Origin of the sequence: Acinetobacter sp. PC34 (assembly GCF_051789135.1) — a bacterium.
In the GTDB taxonomy this organism is placed as follows: Bacteria; Pseudomonadota; Gammaproteobacteria; order Pseudomonadales; family Moraxellaceae; genus Acinetobacter; species Acinetobacter johnsonii.
Genome location: NZ_CP196664.1, coordinates 2,448,209 through 2,464,258, shown reverse-complemented (window position 1 = coordinate 2,464,258; position 16,050 = coordinate 2,448,209). Strand labels below are relative to the sequence as shown.

The 16,050-nt window shown below is 41.4% G+C and carries 11 protein-coding genes, 10 tRNA genes and 1 pseudogene; 17 read left to right on the top strand and 5 right to left on the bottom strand.

Annotation, left to right across the window (positions count from 1 at the left end):
* Positions 1-22: 22 nt before the first annotated feature.
* From ACSC9N_RS12070 to ACSC9N_RS12010, 13 genes are all read left to right on the top strand, one after another.
* Positions 23-415: a YbaN family protein gene (locus tag ACSC9N_RS12070; protein WP_058952129.1), complete on the top strand. Its 393-nt coding sequence runs from the start codon at positions 23-25 to the stop codon at positions 413-415.
* A complete protein-coding gene (gene elsL / locus ACSC9N_RS12065) occupies positions 415-918 on the top strand; it encodes a cell wall-recycling L,D-carboxypeptidase ElsL (RefSeq protein WP_058952128.1) in 504 nt (167 codons plus the stop codon). Before ACSC9N_RS12070 ends, elsL begins: the two co-directional genes overlap by 1 nt.
* A gap of 306 nt (positions 919-1,224) precedes the next feature.
* Positions 1,225-1,300: transfer RNA gene (locus tag ACSC9N_RS12060), tRNA-Val, on the top strand.
* A 25-nt stretch (positions 1,301-1,325) separates the two neighbouring features.
* Positions 1,326-1,402 (top strand) — tRNA-Asp (locus tag ACSC9N_RS12055).
* 49 nt (positions 1,403-1,451) lie between these two features.
* Positions 1,452-1,528 (top strand) — tRNA-Asp (locus ACSC9N_RS12050).
* Positions 1,529-1,549: 21 nt separating this feature from the next.
* Positions 1,550-1,625, top strand: a tRNA-Val gene (locus tag ACSC9N_RS12045).
* A 13-nt stretch (positions 1,626-1,638) separates the two neighbouring features.
* Positions 1,639-1,715 (top strand) — tRNA-Asp (locus tag ACSC9N_RS12040).
* Between the two features lie 68 nt (positions 1,716-1,783).
* Positions 1,784-1,859 (top strand) — tRNA-Val (locus ACSC9N_RS12035).
* Between the two features lie 11 nt (positions 1,860-1,870).
* Positions 1,871-1,947 (top strand) — tRNA-Asp (locus ACSC9N_RS12030).
* 63 nt (positions 1,948-2,010) lie between these two features.
* Positions 2,011-2,086 (top strand) — tRNA-Val (locus ACSC9N_RS12025).
* 50 nt (positions 2,087-2,136) lie between these two features.
* A tRNA-Asp gene (locus ACSC9N_RS12020) sits at positions 2,137-2,213 on the top strand.
* Positions 2,214-2,301: 88 nt separating this feature from the next.
* A tRNA-Val gene (locus tag ACSC9N_RS12015) sits at positions 2,302-2,377 on the top strand.
* Positions 2,378-2,462: 85 nt separating this feature from the next.
* On the top strand, positions 2,463-2,924 hold the full coding sequence (locus ACSC9N_RS12010; protein ID WP_058952127.1) for a DUF2750 domain-containing protein: 462 nt from the start codon (positions 2,463-2,465) through the stop codon (positions 2,922-2,924).
* Positions 2,925-2,941: 17 nt separating this feature from the next.
* On the opposite strand, the gene ACSC9N_RS12005 is transcribed toward ACSC9N_RS12010, so the two are convergent.
* From ACSC9N_RS12005 to yccS, 4 genes are all read right to left on the bottom strand, one after another.
* Positions 2,942-3,721: a YdcF family protein gene (locus ACSC9N_RS12005; protein ID WP_058952531.1), complete on the bottom strand. Its 780-nt coding sequence runs from the start codon at positions 3,719-3,721 to the stop codon at positions 2,942-2,944.
* A 95-nt stretch (positions 3,722-3,816) separates the two neighbouring features.
* Positions 3,817-6,483 carry a PepSY domain-containing protein gene (locus ACSC9N_RS12000; protein WP_058952126.1) on the bottom strand — a complete coding sequence of 889 codons (2,667 nt, stop codon included), beginning with the start codon at positions 6,481-6,483 and terminating at the stop codon, positions 3,817-3,819.
* Between the two features lie 173 nt (positions 6,484-6,656).
* Positions 6,657-7,217 carry a YcxB family protein gene (locus ACSC9N_RS11995; protein ID WP_004981126.1) on the bottom strand — a complete coding sequence of 187 codons (561 nt, stop codon included), beginning with the start codon at positions 7,215-7,217 and terminating at the stop codon, positions 6,657-6,659.
* 85 nt (positions 7,218-7,302) lie between these two features.
* Positions 7,303-9,477, bottom strand: coding sequence for a YccS family putative transporter (gene yccS, locus ACSC9N_RS11990; RefSeq protein WP_058952530.1), 2,175 nt, complete (start codon positions 9,475-9,477; stop codon positions 7,303-7,305).
* Between the two features lie 141 nt (positions 9,478-9,618).
* Between yccS and ACSC9N_RS11985 the strand changes: the two genes are divergently transcribed.
* Positions 9,619-10,818, top strand: a complete 1,200-nt coding sequence (locus ACSC9N_RS11985; RefSeq protein ID WP_058952125.1) for a multidrug effflux MFS transporter — start codon at positions 9,619-9,621, stop codon at positions 10,816-10,818.
* A gap of 74 nt (positions 10,819-10,892) precedes the next feature.
* Here ACSC9N_RS11985 and ACSC9N_RS11980 read toward each other — a convergent pair.
* Positions 10,893-11,343: pseudogene (locus ACSC9N_RS11980) on the bottom strand (nitroreductase family protein); the annotation flags it as partial.
* 587 nt (positions 11,344-11,930) lie between these two features.
* Between ACSC9N_RS11980 and ACSC9N_RS11975 the strand changes: the two are divergent.
* The 3 genes from ACSC9N_RS11975 to gltS all read left to right on the top strand — a co-directional run bounded on the left by ACSC9N_RS11975 (position 11,931) and on the right by gltS (position 16,044).
* Positions 11,931-13,250, top strand: a complete 1,320-nt coding sequence (locus tag ACSC9N_RS11975) for a DcaP family trimeric outer membrane transporter (RefSeq protein WP_058952122.1) — start codon at positions 11,931-11,933, stop codon at positions 13,248-13,250.
* Positions 13,251-13,334: 84 nt separating this feature from the next.
* Positions 13,335-14,267, top strand: coding sequence for an IS5-like element ISAha1 family transposase (locus ACSC9N_RS11970; RefSeq protein ID WP_004732409.1), 933 nt, complete (start codon positions 13,335-13,337; stop codon positions 14,265-14,267).
* Positions 14,268-14,802: 535 nt separating this feature from the next.
* Positions 14,803-16,044 (top strand): sodium/glutamate symporter, encoded by a 1,242-nt coding sequence (gene gltS, locus ACSC9N_RS11965; protein WP_058952121.1) that lies wholly within the window; start codon positions 14,803-14,805, stop codon positions 16,042-16,044.
* The last annotated feature ends 6 nt before the right edge of the window (positions 16,045-16,050 follow it).

The following is a 16,050-nucleotide window of genomic DNA, read 5'->3' as shown; positions in this document are numbered from 1 at the left end:
ATTCGGTGCTCAGGAAAGTGGTATGAAAACGTTGTTTTGGCGTTGTTTAGTGGTGATCTTTGTCATCCTAGGCTTTATCGGTGCACTGTTGCCGGGTATGCCAACAACTGTTTTTCTGATCTTGGCTGCTTGGGCTGCATCTAAGGGGTGGCCACAAATGGATGCTTGGTTACTCAACCATCCTAAATATGGCGCAACGTTAAGAGCATGGCGTGCCAATGGCACTGTACCACGTAAAGCGAAATGGTTTGCCAGTATCATGATGTTGATCAGTGGACTGATCATGCTACTGACCAATGCACCATTCTTTGTGAAATTATTTACCAATACCACCATGCTGCTAGTCGCAATATGGTTATGGTTACGCCCAGAACCAAATACTGGAGTAGATAAAAAACAAATAGAGGACAACTGATGTCTTATGTAATTGCTGATGCAGACGTCTTGATTGATCTGGCTGAACAGACTTTAACACTGCCTAAAAAGAATAAATTTTATCTGATCTCGTCAGGAAAAAATGGCATTGGCGAAGTTGAAAATAGTGGTAAAACCCCACGGGGTTGGCATCTCATTGCTGAGAAGCATGGTGCTGAGCAACCTCAAAATGCCGTTTTTATTGCTCGAAAGCCTACAGGGGAAGTATACGACACCGATTTAGCCAATCAGTTTCCTGAACGAGACTGGATTTTGTCTCGGATTTTATGGCTGAGTGGTTTAGAAGAAGGCTTTAATCGCGGGGAAGGCTGCGATACCTATCAACGTTATATCTATATTCATGGAACACCAGATAGCGAACCAATGGGGATGCCGATGTCGCATGGCTGTATTCGTATGCGTAATACGGATGTTATAGAGTTATTTGAACTAATTGATTGCAATGCACTGGTTTATATTTCCGAACATAAACTTGAACTCTAAAAATAGTTGTTAAAAAATGTGCAAGCTTATTTTATTGAGTATTCACCGCTGTAATTTAAAATATGAGTATTTAATAGAAGAAGGGGATTAATCATAGAAAATGTGTATTTTGAGGAAAAGAAATTTAGCGAATAATCATTTTAATTTTCGCAAATATGTTAAATAACATACAGAAAATACTTGTTTTTATACCATTTGACCTATTTTTTAATCACTCGATTGCAAAAAAGCGAAAACAAGCCGAAAAGCGTTTGACAGCCTGTAAAGATTCTCTATAATGCACCTCACAAACGATAAAGACGTTAAGGGCGCTTAGCTCAGTTGGTAGAGCGTCTGCCTTACAAGCAGAATGTCGGCGGTTCGATCCCGTCAGCGCCCACCAAGCCTTTACGTTAAAGATCTTACGTGCAGCGGTAGTTCAGTTGGTTAGAATACCGGCCTGTCACGCCGGGGGTCGCGGGTTCGAGCCCCGTCCGCTGCGCCACTTAAGATTTTTAATATTGTTTGTACCACATTAGTGACTTTGTGTAAGTGCAGCGGTAGTTCAGTTGGTTAGAATACCGGCCTGTCACGCCGGGGGTCGCGGGTTCGAGCCCCGTCCGCTGCGCCATTTATACGAAATCCTTAATGAGGGCGCTTAGCTCAGTTGGTAGAGCGTCTGCCTTACAAGCAGAATGTCGGCGGTTCGATCCCGTCAGCGCCCACCAGATTTTTTGCGATGCAGCGGTAGTTCAGTTGGTTAGAATACCGGCCTGTCACGCCGGGGGTCGCGGGTTCGAGCCCCGTCCGCTGCGCCATTCAAAGAATCGATTAAATTTAAGTTCCTGAGCTTAAGTTTAAAAACTAAGACTGACAATCTTAATCAGGGCGCTTAGCTCAGTTGGTAGAGCGTCTGCCTTACAAGCAGAATGTCGGCGGTTCGATCCCGTCAGCGCCCACCATATTTTACGACGCAGCGGTAGTTCAGTTGGTTAGAATACCGGCCTGTCACGCCGGGGGTCGCGGGTTCGAGCCCCGTCCGCTGCGCCATTTAAAATATAAATTTAAGTCCCTGAGCTTAAATTTAAACACTAAGACTGACAATCTTAATCAGGGCGCTTAGCTCAGTTGGTAGAGCGTCTGCCTTACAAGCAGAATGTCGGCGGTTCGATCCCGTCAGCGCCCACCATATTCAAGCTGTAAAGCTTAATGACCCTAATTGCATTCGCAATTACCGTTGCAGCGGTAGTTCAGTTGGTTAGAATACCGGCCTGTCACGCCGGGGGTCGCGGGTTCGAGCCCCGTCCGCTGCGCCATTTTCTAGATCCCTTGTGCTAGTAAATGGAATCAAGCAAGATTTCTCTCTTGCATCATAAAAATAGCGACGCTATTTTTATTTCTCAAGGGCGCTTAGCTCAGTTGGTAGAGCGTCTGCCTTACAAGCAGAATGTCGGCGGTTCGATCCCGTCAGCGCCCACCATATTCCCTTATCGTAAAAACCTTGCTTATCTCAAGCTGTTTTCATACACTTCTGTGCAATAATAATTTTAAAATATGACAGATTTATGAGAAACCCATATCAACGCAAAGCTGCGTCTAAAAATCAAAATATTGCTTACGATCCTCTTGAAATCTATCGTCTTTTTATCGAAACTATCGTGCATCAAGGCCATGTTATTGCCTTATACCAAGATGGCTGGGCTTTATGTGCTACGCCAACCGGTCAACGTTCATTTGCGATGTGGCAGAGTAAAGGTTTAGCACAGCTTTTAGTGAAAGATAATTGGGCAGGCTACGAAATCCAGAGTATTGGTCTTAGCGATTTAGTCGAAAAAGTGATTCCATTCTTACGTTCAGAAAAAACCACGGTCTCGATGAATTTAAGTCCAGAAGGACAAAATGTCTTGGTTGCACCAGAAAAATTATTATTAGATATCAAAAACTATTTATATCAATTTTCAATGCAGAAGCCTGAGTTATTTAAACAATTACAATTACCATCGCCACGGACAATTCGCCTCCATTAATTCAAGATGATCCCATTTTAGTATTCATTGAGTAACCAACCACTCCAATATGCAAAATACTCACGTAACCATGCATTATAGCGAATGGCAAGAGGTGTCTGAGCGCTGATCATGATGGGCGTTTGATAACCCTGACGTATGGCTATAGCGCGGCTACGTGGAATATGAAAATCGCTGGTCACAATAGCAATCGGTTGCTGGAGAGAAATATGCTGCTTGGCTAAAATCTTTTTACTATTGATCAGATTTAACTCAGTACTGGTGCTTTGATCTTCGGTGTAAATACGCTGTGCTGGGATATGGTGTACATCAATCAGATACTGCCGCATTGCTTCAGCTTCACTATTTTTTTGCTGAAAAGATAGGCCACCACTGACGACCATAATGCTGTTGGGATGTAGCTTGGCATAGTTTGCCGCTTGATCTAAACGGCTGGCCAATGTTGGACTCGGTTTGCCATGCTTCAGACCACTCCCAAGAACTACAATAGCGGGTGCAGCGACATGAGGGGTATTTTGTTGATTTGAAAACCCTAAAAAGGCGAAGAAAATGACTAAGCTAAAAACCCAAACAAAGAAAATAGCCCAAGCCCAACGCCATATTGATTGTCTGATTGTATTAGTTTGAATATAGGCGATAAGCTTAGGATAAGCGTGTGCATAAGTGATTAGACCTAGTCCAATCAATAAGGGCAAGAGGGCGCCAAAATTAAAGCGTAGTTGTAAAACAAAATACAGGCCGTCTGCGAACAGTAATGACCCGATAATAAAACTAATGACTCTTTTTGATTTTTGCATATAGGCTTGTGGGTTATCGTTTGCATGGATTCTAGCAAATTTACGCATGAAAAAACCGAGCGCTGTGGCTCGGTTTTTTCATTTAGACTTAGTGTTTAGTAAACATCGCGACGATAACGACCTTCTTGACGGAGTTGATCTAATTTTTCTTCGCCTAAGATTTCAATTAGGGCAGCATCGACATCGCTCGCCATACCATTAATGCTACCGCAGACATAAATTACGGCACCATTTTCAACCCATGTTTTAAGCTCAGTGGCTTGTTCACGCAGTTTATGGTGTACATAGACTTTCTCTGCCTGATCTCGCGAGAACGCTAAATCTAAGCGTTGTAGCATGCCTGTGGTTTGCCACGCTTCAATCGTACTTTGATAGAAGAAATCATGTTCACGTTGACGCTCACCAAAGATCAACCAGTTTTGCGTATAGTCTAGGCGGGTACGTGCATGGAGTAGACTCATTAAACCTGCGATGCCTGTACCGTTCCCAATACAAATGATAGGACGGTTGTCATTGATCAAATGGAATGATTCATTAGTACGAATACGTAGTGCGATAGGTTGCTGAAGCTCGGCATGTTGGGTTAACCAACCAGAACCTAAGCCCAGTTCACCTGCTGAATCTTGCTGTTGGCGCACGACTAAACGTAACACTTGTTGAGTCGGTACACTTGCAATTGAGTATTCGCGTGTAGGTAAAGGGCTCAACTGTTCCAGTAAATGTTCCAAATTGGCAAAAGGCTCAATCTCTGTGTTGAGGTTTTTATCCCAAAGCGCTTGCTCAATGGAAATGGCTAAAGACTCAACGATGCTCTGTGCTGCAATGTGATGCTTTTGCATAAAGGCTTGGATACGTGCTGTGCTGTTACCTGGTTGAACTTCAGCAATATCACCTGCTTGCCATGTTGCATCGAAGTTGGTTTTTAGCTCAATATTATAAGCATGTGCTCCGACACTATTTGGATTGAGTACTTCACGTTGTGCCAAATTCCATTGATCAAAGGTTTTGTCAATGTTCATGGCTTGAAGTTCAAGTTTGGTTGCAGAGGCAAGAGCACTGTTCCAACGTTGAATATCATTGTTATCTGCGTTGTTGACTTCAATGGTTGCAAACAAAGCATGTGCGCCATTGGCTTTTAACCAACTATCAATGCGATGTCCAAAACTACAATAGGAATCAGGATATTCTTGAGAGCCTAAAGCCAAAACGGCATAGTGAAGGTGTGACAAATCCAAAGTTGTATTTAAAAATTTCTTTTCAAAACTACTGGCTAAGTCAGGTGCTTCACCCGTGCCATAAGTACTTGCAACAAAAAGCACTTGCTCAGCAGCTTTTAAGTCATCCTGTGTTAAGTGTTGCACAGCTTTAACGCTTACAGGTTGTCTTGCTTCTTGTAAGCTGGTTGCAGTACGCCAAGCAATTTGTTCAGAAACACCCGTTTGAGTTGCATAGGCAATGAGCCATGGTTTCGCATGTAGATCAACTGGAACATTCAACGCTCCACCACGGGCTTGCTGGGTGAGTTTCTTTTGCTTACGGCGTTTGAGATACAGCATCCAACCCGTTACAAAGAACAGTGGCATCATCAGTGATGCAAACATGGCAAAGAATTGATAAATTGGGCCAAAGAAGCTACCACGGTGTACAGGAAGCATACTGCTCATGATTTTTTCATTCAGCTTCTTCTGCTCATATAACTCCATTTTTTCAATTTGTGAAGTTTGATAATTGAAGACCGCTGAATTTCGCGCCCGCTCATGCTGTGGAATTGCATCTACAAATGAAAGCTCAAGTGTACCATCAGGTTTTTTCGGAATATTTAGGGTCAGGGTTGAATAGTCTCGACCAATTTGTGCATTAAATCCTGTCCACGTTTGGGTTAAAGCAATTTGTACTTGTTCTGGAGATAAGCCTTTACGCTCACCATGTTGTTCGCCTTGACCTCGTTCACCACGGGCTGTGTGTTCACCTTGTGGGCCGCCACGACCTTGCTCACGTGATTCGCCACCACGAGCACCAGCCTGTTCGCCACGTGGGCCTTGAGTTGCACCAACATTTGGACGGGGTCCTTCTTGCATTTGTGCTTGTGGGCGTTCAACACCGAGGACTTTAAACATGCCATCACGCCACCAATCATAAGACCAGTACAGTCCTGTACAGGCCAAGATCAGATAAAAGATCACCACCCAAGTACCAACAACAGCATGCAAATCCCAAATGAAGTTACGCCCTTTCAATTTAGGTTTAATAAAAAACCATTGTTTGATGGAATGACGTTTGGGCCAACGTAAGTACAGACCACTCAATACAAAGAAAATAAGCATGAGGGTACAAGCGCCAGTAATTTGTTTACCGACAGGACCGATAGTTAAATTACGGTGCAACTGTTGAATAAAGTTAAAAAATTCACGGCCTTTAACTTCGGGTAGGACTTCAGCAGTATACGGGTTCACCATCATATTATAACCACGACGTGCGCCTTCTTTCTCGATATTGACCGTACTTGAAGTGGTTGACTCTTGAGCAATCGTAATACTATTGATTTTGATGGCAGGATCTTGTTTTTGGAAATGTAGATACAGCTCAGCAGGGGTTAATTTATTGTTTTGTGTTGCTTGAACGGTATAGCTATCTGGGTTCATCCATTTTAAGATTTGTTGTTCATAAGAATAGATGGCCCCTGTGACGCCCATAAGCGACAGGATAAGACCCGCAGTGATTCCCAAAAACCAATGCACTTGGAAAAATGTTTTTTTAAACATGGCGATACTTAATGGTGAGCGATTTGTTGTGCGCAAATTATACCTGAAGATTGAGAAGATAATATGGATTTAGAAATTAATATTTATTCTCATTATCATTTGTATTCGAGAGTTTGGGATATAAAAAAAACCTCCAAAAGGTGGAGGTTTTTTATAGAAGAGAAAGGCAGGACTTAAAGTGGCTGCGCTTCACCGACTGTTTCTTTTAAATGTTTACGAATCGTATTAAACGAGAAGTTTTTGCTATCCATGCGTTTTGGCAGAATGTATGCACCTTCTTGGCCTTTCACTTTGAATTTAATCAACAAAAACTCAGGTGTGTTATACCATTCGTAGATGTCTTTCCAGCCGATCGCACCGACACCTTCTTGCATGCCCATTTGCTGGCGCATAATCAGACCATGAGGTTGTACGCCTAAACGAATACCTTTAATTTCCTGAACTGGAAACTCATTCATTTTGCGTTTCACATACCATTCTAAGCCGAATTTACGGACTAAAAGGTAAACCACGACGCAGGCGATTGCGACCCAACAAAAGATGGTTGAATAATTCTTGAGTAAAATTAGGCCAAGAATCGAAAGGGCTGTAACGACAGCCATGATGATCCAAGCTTTCATGCTAATTTTGTTTGTGCTACGCCAAATTTTTAATTGAGCATCGCGTTGTTCAGCTTCAGTGATTTCATAGGTCACAGGCTGTAAAGTATAAGCGTATAAATTTTTCGCGGTCATAGTGAAAGTAACAGATTTAAAACTGCAAAAAGTTTAGCATCATTTAGAGCATTTCAGTGAGTATATTGTTCCAAAATCACCCAAATTATAATGAAGCCAATTCTGTGGCCTCATGATCCCGTTCGTGGCTTAAACTTTGCTTCAAACGACTGAACTGATTCAAGATGCTAAACATCAAGGAAAGCTGTTGTAAAATAATCAATGCCTTCTGATCTTCCTCATTATTTTGGCTTAAACGCTGACGAATGGTCTGTAGCATATTTTGCGCAGTTAAATCAGGCATTTCATCCCGCAGTAGCGCACCTTGGATATTGTCAAAAGCGCGATCCATCAATTCTAAAATTTGTGGGTCGTCAATTTTTTCGCGATGAGCCCCCAAAGCTGCAATATAGCTAATAAAGGTATGATTGAGGCACAAGAACTCAAATGCCAAGCTTTTTTGCGTTGGGTCAAAATCGGGCTCGGTGGCTAAAGTGGAAATGAGTGAAGCAACCTCGGCATCAGTATTGTGTGCCGCACGACGGACCACTCGATAATTCAGGCCATTGTTGCGTCCAGACTTATACTGTTCAATCACCTCAGCTAAATAATCACATTGAGCGGAAAGCGAACGATAAATTGTGCGGGGTAGGCGACGGAACTTCCAGTCAGGGAAAATGAAACTCACGCCTAACCATGCCAGACCACAGCCAATTAAGGTATCCATCATGCGCGGAAGGGCAGCTTCGTATCCCATACCATCTAAGTTGAAATTAATCAGCGCCAAAATAGTGATGAAAGCGGTGGCTTGTGCATATTGTTTACTGCGCAGCTCAAAGAAAAGTACCCCGCTGATGACCAAGACGAGAAGTTGTCCTTCAATCGAAGGTACAAAGTACAATACGGCATACCCTAAAATGATTCCGACCAACGTTCCTACGATACGTAAACGTAAACGACGTTTGGTTGCGTTGAAATTGGGCTGACTGACAAAGAGTGCTGTAAGTAGAATCCAGTACCCATATTCAATGTTAGTGACTTGAACAAAGATATATCCAACCAATAGCACGATAGACAAACGAATCGCATGTCGAAATAACACCGATTCTGGGGTGAGATGTTGTTTAATCCGAACCTTAATGTCATCCCAGCCTTTCAAGTCATCATCTTTGAGTTGGCTTTCGATATGCTTGGTTTTATCGAGTTTAATATTGCGTTCAGTTTCTAAGTTACGTAGCTGAGCATCAATCGACTTTAAGTTTTGATACAGAGAAAACAGAGCATTGACCCAAATTTGGTCATATTGTTGTTCATCTCTCAGCTTTTCTAATGATAAACGGAGATTTTCAAAAGCATGTTTAAAGCGCTTATTATGGGTGTAGGTTTGACGGTTTAAAATGCTGCTGCTTAAGTCCTTACAGGCTTTAGCTTGTATAGATAAAATTCGTTGAAAGCGGAATAAGATATCGCTGTGTTGAAAAATTTTCGCCAGTTTTTGATAGTCAATATGTGCTGAATCTGCACGCTCGTGAATATCTTGCGCCACAAAATAATATTGCAGGCTGCGACGGGTATCCCGTTGTCCACGGTCACCTTTTAAACGGGTGAGTAGGGCGGTTTTCATGTCGTTGAAAATTGCAATTAATTTACCATTTTCCAACGACAGTTCAATCATGCTCTGTTGATAGCTGTTTGCTGTCATATCGACATCAAACAGGTTGGATTTTGCAAACAGAAAATCGGCGAGTGAGGAATAACACTTCGATAGATTGTCCTGTACCTGACGAACGGGAAAGAGCAGAAAACTGATGGTTGAAATAACACTATACCAAATTGCCCCAATCACTAGCAGAGACGGTTGTGTATACCAGTTGTCAAAAAGTCCGACACCGAGCATGGAGTAAACCGAAACCACTAAGCAACCATAGGAAATCGTGGCATAACGACGTCCCAGTGAACCCAGTAAAATCAGACCAATACACGAAACGATTAGACCCAGTGCGAATAAAATTGGGTGCGGAAATAAAAAGTAAATAGACGTTGCGGTAATGAAAAAGCCAATATAGGTAAAAATTAAATTCATGATCCGCACGGAAAAGCGGTCATCAATATCACTTAAACCCGCAGCAACTGCACCGAGTGTCAGCGGAATAGTTGCCAGTTGAAAACCCATAAAATATGGAACAAAAGCAGTCCCTGCAAAAGTAATGACCATGCGGAGGTTATACATGAAGGTTGTATTATAAGTAGCCTGTTTTAGACTGGTCAGCCATGCTTTCAAAGGGCACCTTTGTTTGTCGCTTAGGGTTGGACAATTTTCAAATATGAGAATATGTGAAATTTCACCTGCTCTGGTATAAATCATACTATGGAGCGTGTAAACTTGTCTGCAAACTCTCCTTCCAAAACATAAATTAATCCTATGTCGACTACACAGGAAAAAGCGGTCTATTCCAACGCTTGGATTCTCTTACTTGCTTCACTGACTGCACTCGGTCCACTGTCTATTGATATGTATTTGCCTGCTTTGCCACAAATGGCGAATGACTTTGGGGTAAGCACACAAATAGTGGCAAACAGCTTACCTGCCTACTTCTTAGGCTTGGCTATTGGACAATTGATTTATGGGCCGGTAAGTGACCGAATTGGAAGGAAAAAACCGCTGTATTTTGGCCTAAGTCTCTACATTATTGCCAGTTTACTATGTGTGTTTGCAAACAGTGAGTGGAGTCTCATTGCCGCTCGGGTTTTGCAAGCCTTAGGCGGTTGTGTGGGCGTGGTGATTGCCCGTGCTGCGATTCGTGATCGTTTAGATATGCAAGCCTCAGCTCAAGCATTTGCCAGTATGATGATTGTGACTACCATCGCGCCGATTATTGCACCGAGTTTAGGCGCGTTGGTGCTGAGTTTCAGTAGTTGGCATAGTATTTTTGCCTTTTTGATGGTCGTTGGTTTGGGAAGCCTGTGCTGCGTACACTTTTTCTTTGAAGAAACTTTAGATCCGAAGCGCCGTTTAAAGCTTAACTTTAATCAAGTTTTAAACCTCTACGGGGCGATTCTGCAAGATTCGAGCTTTAGACGTCCGATGTTTGTTGGATGTTTTGCTGGGGCTGTACTCTTTTGCTATATCAGTGCTTCTGCTGCCATTCTGATGGATGGTTACGGCTTAAGTCAGCAAGTTTTTGCCTATGCCTTTGGTGCCAATGCGGTTGGGATTATGCTGTTCTCAACTTTAAATAAGCGCTTGGCACAAAAGTTAAGTGTTTTTCAGCGCTTAAAATTAGGCAGTTTTTTGCAGTTGGTTGGTGTGGGGCTGCTGTTGGTAGCGGGCAGCATGACGCATGCTCCTTTATATATCGTTTGCGCAGGGATGTTTCTTGCTGTCGCAGCAATTGGTTTTACAGGACCAAATGCTATGGCGATTGCAATGTCTGAGCAGGGTGCACGGGCAGGAACGGCCAGTGCGATTATGGGTAGTATGCAATTTGGTTGTGGTCTACTTTGTGGCGTGATTCTTAATTTTCTACTTTGGTCGGCACTTTTGAATATGGCCATCGTTATGGCTATTTTTGTGGCTTTGGCTTTGTATTATGTGTTTAAGCTTGAGCACGAAAAAGCCTAAAAATTGAAGTCGTGACTATATAAAAAAGAGACTCATTTTAGTCTCTTTTTGTATTTAAATGAATGCTTTAAATCTTAGTCATTATTTAATAATACTGCAAAATCTTCAACTGGTGCGTGTGGTGTTATAAAGCGATTGACGATCCGCTCAGGATCCGCATAACCTAGTGCTATACTGCAGACCAATTCTTCTTTCTGTACAGCATCAAGTATATTCAGCACGAGAGCATGAAGATGATTCCATGCGGCTTGTAGGCAAGTGTCTAAGCCTCGTACTTTGGCTGCAATCATGACATTTTGCATCATCATTACAAATTCATTTCGCGCCGATGCTCATAGCTTGATTAACTATTAAGAATAGTCCAACAGGTGTATCAAAAAATTAGTCATTACATGATTGCTGCTGTGCGATTTTCGCTTTTTCACCTTTTTGAATATTAAGCAAGCCATATAAGCCCCAACCATTTTCGCTGCGGTGCTCAATAAAAGGCGAAATCCATTTTTTCGGATAATATCCAAAAGTTTCTTATTATTAGATGTTTTTTTCAGGATGTTCAGACGGTCTAAATTGAGTTTGACGGGTTTGCTCAAACATTTTGTTAGGAGTTTTCCTATGAGCACATCTATTTGCCATAACCGTGTATTCGTGCTTGGGGATATTTTATTTATCATGCTCAATAATCGTCTGAATAGTTAGGCTTTTTTGGTGCAAAGGTGTGATTTTGACCCATCATTGGGCATAGGTGGCTATCTATTAGACTAAGACTTTAGTTATAAGAAAAAAATATAGATCTCAAATAAAACTCAGTCTATATTTAAGAAAATATGAAGAATTGTTACTTAATTATTGCAAAAGTCTGTCTAAATTGTAATTTGATGCTTCAAAGCCAATCGCGAATAACATCAATTATCGTTTGAAATTGTGTGCATTAGACTTTAGTGGCAAGAGTAATAAAAGGTCATATCTTAAAACATCGAAATGTGCGATTTTTCATCTTTATAAGATTACTTTGCATATGAAAAGACCAAAACGGAGTGGTCTTTTGTGCAAAAAATTTTACTGAAATGGAATTTTTGATTCACTATTAACAATGTAATAAAGGAAGTTTGTGTATGCGTTTAGCCCTCAATAAAAAGCCATTTATCGCTCAAAGCCTAGCACTTAGTGTGGCTGCTCTGATGATGACAACAACTCATGCTGCAACCAAAGAACAACAAGAACTCGCTCAATTACGCGCTGAAGTTGCAGAGCTAAAAGCATTGATGCAACAACAGCAACAAGTTCAACAACAACAAGCAGTTCAGATTCAACAAGTGAAAACACAGCCAGCTCCTGTAAAAGCTGAATCTCCACTATCTTCGTTCAAATCTAAGTCTGGCGCAGACATTAACCTATATGGTTTTGTTCGTGGCGATGCAAACTACATTATTGAAGGTGCGGATGACGACTTCAACAAAGTTGCAAGTTCAGATGGTAAAACTAAAGACAAACTTCGTGCAACAGCAAAAACTACACGTTTAGGTTTAGATTTCAATACCAATGTGGCTGGTGATAACAAACTTGGCGGTAAAGTAGAAGTCGACTTCGCTGGAACAAATGAAGCACTGCGTATTCGTCATGCATATTTGACTTATAACAACTGGTTGTTTGGTCAAACTACATCTAACTTCTTGTCTAGCCATGCACCAGAAATGATTGACTTCGGCACTAACGTGGGGGGGGGTACAGCACGTATTCCACAAGTACGTTATGGCTTTAACTTGGCGCCTGCAACGAAATTATTTATTGCTGCGGAAGAAGGGAATAGTTCAGCAAACCAGCTTAAAGTTACCACGACTGATGGTGTAACTAAGAGGGAGACTGTTAGTTCAGATGTGAAATATAGCTTACCAGTATTAACTGCGAAATTAACGCAAGGTTTTGCAGATGGCAAAGCGAATGCATCTGTTCGTGGTTTAGTGGAGCACTATAAGTCTGAATCATCTGGTGATGATAAAACAGGTTGGGGCTTAGCTGCTGGTGTAAACTATCAAGTGATTGATCCTTTAAAACTAAGTGCTGATGTGTCCTATGTACAGGGCAATAGCAACTATTTATACGGAAGCAATACAGCATTTTATGTAGATCCAGTAAATGGCAATATCGAGCAAAATGAAGCGTTTGGTGTACAAGTCGGTGGTACGTATAAATTTAACGAAAAATTACGTTCGACTTTAGCGTATGGCGCACTCTTTGCGGATGATGGTACTGATTACGCGCGTATAAATGATGCTGCAAATGAAGAAGTTTACCAAGCATGGATTAACTTCATCTATTCACCAGTTAAGCCGTTGGACTTAGGTGTTGAATATATCAATGGTAAACGTGATACCTTTGCTGGTGAAAGCAAAAAAGACAACCGTGTTGGCTTAATGGCGAAATACAGCTTCTGATCATGTGATGAAATAGTTGTAGTTTAAAAAGGCTTTGTTGCACAAACCTATCTATAAAGGCTTATTCCACAATATAATTCTCAAATGAATAAGCCCACACCTAAAATCTATCGTACAACCAATTGGTCTTCTTATAACAGTGCATTAATAAATCGAGGAAATCTCTCAATTTGGTTTGATCCCAAGACTCAATGGTACGCTCAACCCAAAGGTAAACATGGTCGAAATCAAACTTATTCAGATACAGCCATCCAATGCTGTTTAATGATCAAATCTTTATTTCGTCTTTCTTTACGTATGGTCACTGGCTTTGTGCAAAGTCTCATTCATCTTTGTAGATTAGATTGGACAGCACCAGACTATTCCACCATCTGCAGAAGACAAAAGCATATTGATATTGCAATTAACTATCAAAAAAGCAGTAATGGTCTCCAGCTACTCGTCGATTCTACTGGCTTAAAGTTTCTAGGCGAAGGTGAATGGAAGCGTAAGAAACACCAACCTGAATATCGTCGCCAATGGCGTAAACTTCATATTGGTATAGATGCTAAAACCCTTCAAATACGCGCTATTCAACTCACTACAAATAATGTGAGTGATTCACAAGTGCTTGGTGATTTACTCGATCAGATTCCACAAGATGAGCAGATTGACTCTGTCTATACTGATGGGGCTTATGACACCAAACAATGCCGTCAAGTAATTGCAGACCGACAAGCACATGCGGTGATTCCGCCAAGAAAAAATGCGAAACCTTGGAAAGATACAAAGACCAGCTCGCTAGAGCGAAATGAATTACTTCGAACAGTTAAACGTTTAGGAAGAACAATATGGAAAAATTGGTCAGGCTATCATCGGCGAAGTTTGGTTGAAACTAAGATGCATTGCATCAAGTTATTAGGCGATAAACTCCGTGCGAGAAACTTTCAAAGCCAAGTGAATGAGATCCATGCACGCGTAGCCGTATTAAATAAATTTACAGAATTAGGCAGACCTCATACCCAAGTTGTAACCTAAATTTTAGCAACTTAGGAAAACTCTGCCGTCAAAGGCTTTATGCAACAAAGCCGTTTAAAAACAGGAGCTTTAGGCTCCTGTTTTGTTTGAGTCGAGAAATTTATACAGACTAAATACATTTTGAATATAGACTTAAGTATTGGGTCAGAAAAGAATAAGTGAAATAGTTGGAAATTATTGTAAAAAAATAAAGATTATCTATAAAAAATCTGCATAATGTCCGTCTTTCGCCCATATTGTGCATTTATTGCTTGTTTTTAAAGCAATATGGGGCGGTTTTGTGATTTTTTTCAAAAACCGTATCTGTGTCCAAACATTATTGGGCATTACGTTATTTCAGTTTACTCATCGTGTAGAACTGAACATGTTATGCATCAGATCGCTTAGTTTGTTACCAATTTACCCGTTGCCTGAACTTCCATACGCAAGACTGAGTTTGTCTCAGATTTACGAAATATCTCTTGAAGTATCAATGGATTCGGTGGCTTATTAGCCAGATAACAAAATCTAAGCATCCGCTTTATGGACAATTGTCATGGAATTTACTTTTAACGCTTTTTATACCTTGATTGCAGCCGTCATCGTTTTGTTACTTGGCCGCTTCTTGGTAAATAAAATTGGTTTCTTGAAACGCTACAACATTCCTGAGCCTGTCGCAGGTGGTTTAGTTGCAGCGATTATCTCCTTGGTTGTGCATAGTCTTTGGGGCTATAGCATCACGACCAGTAGCGAATTGCAAACAAGTTTTATGCTGATTTTCTTCGCCTCAATTGGTTTAAGTGCAAACTTTGCCAAATTGCGCGAAGGGGGAATTGGTCTGGTTATTTTCTTGATTGCTGTCGCATCATTTATTGTGGTGCAAAACTTTGTCGGCATTAGCCTTGCAACTTTATTGGGTATTGACCCACTTATTGGTTTGATTGCAGGTTCAATTACCTTAACTGGTGGTCATGGTACTGCGGGTGCTTGGGGTGAAATTTTAGAAGTTAAACATGGTATCCAAGGTGCATTAGCTTTGGGTATGGCGAGTGCGACATTTGGTTTGATTATTGGTGGTTTGATTGGCGGTCCTTTAGCGAAGTTACTTATTAACCGCTATCAATTGGCGACACCACGTACCAATGAACAAATTGAAAAGAGTGATAACACGCCACTGACTGATATTAATTCAACAGAATATGTACCGTTTGAATATCCACATCGTGTGCGTTTAATCACTGCGGATAATGCGATTACGACATTAGGTTTGTTTGCAGGCTGTTTGGCTTTTGCTGACTTTATGACCGGTCATATGAAAGGCACAATGCTTGAGTTACCGACTTTTGTTTGGGCGCTTGCAGGTGGTGTGATTTTACGTAATGTGTTGGAAGGTATTTTCAAAGTTCAAATCTTTGACCGTGCGATTGATGTATTTGGTAATGCATCACTGTCGTTGTACCTTGCGATGGCTTTGCTTTCATTGAAATTATGGCAATTGGCTGACCTTGCTGGTCCGCTTGTGGTGATTTTAGGTGCACAAACAATTACGATGGGCTTATATGCTGCATTTGTGACATTCCGTGTAATGGGTAAAAACTACGATGCTGCGGTGCTATCTGCGGGTCACTGTGGATTTGGTATGGGTGCAACCCCGACTGCGGTTGCAAACATGCAGGCGATTACCAACATGTATGGTCCTTCGCACAAGGCATTCTTGATTGTGCCTTTATGTGGCGCATTCTTTGTAGACTTGATTAACGTGGCTGTCATTCAGTCTATTTTGCAATATTTTAACTAATTAGAA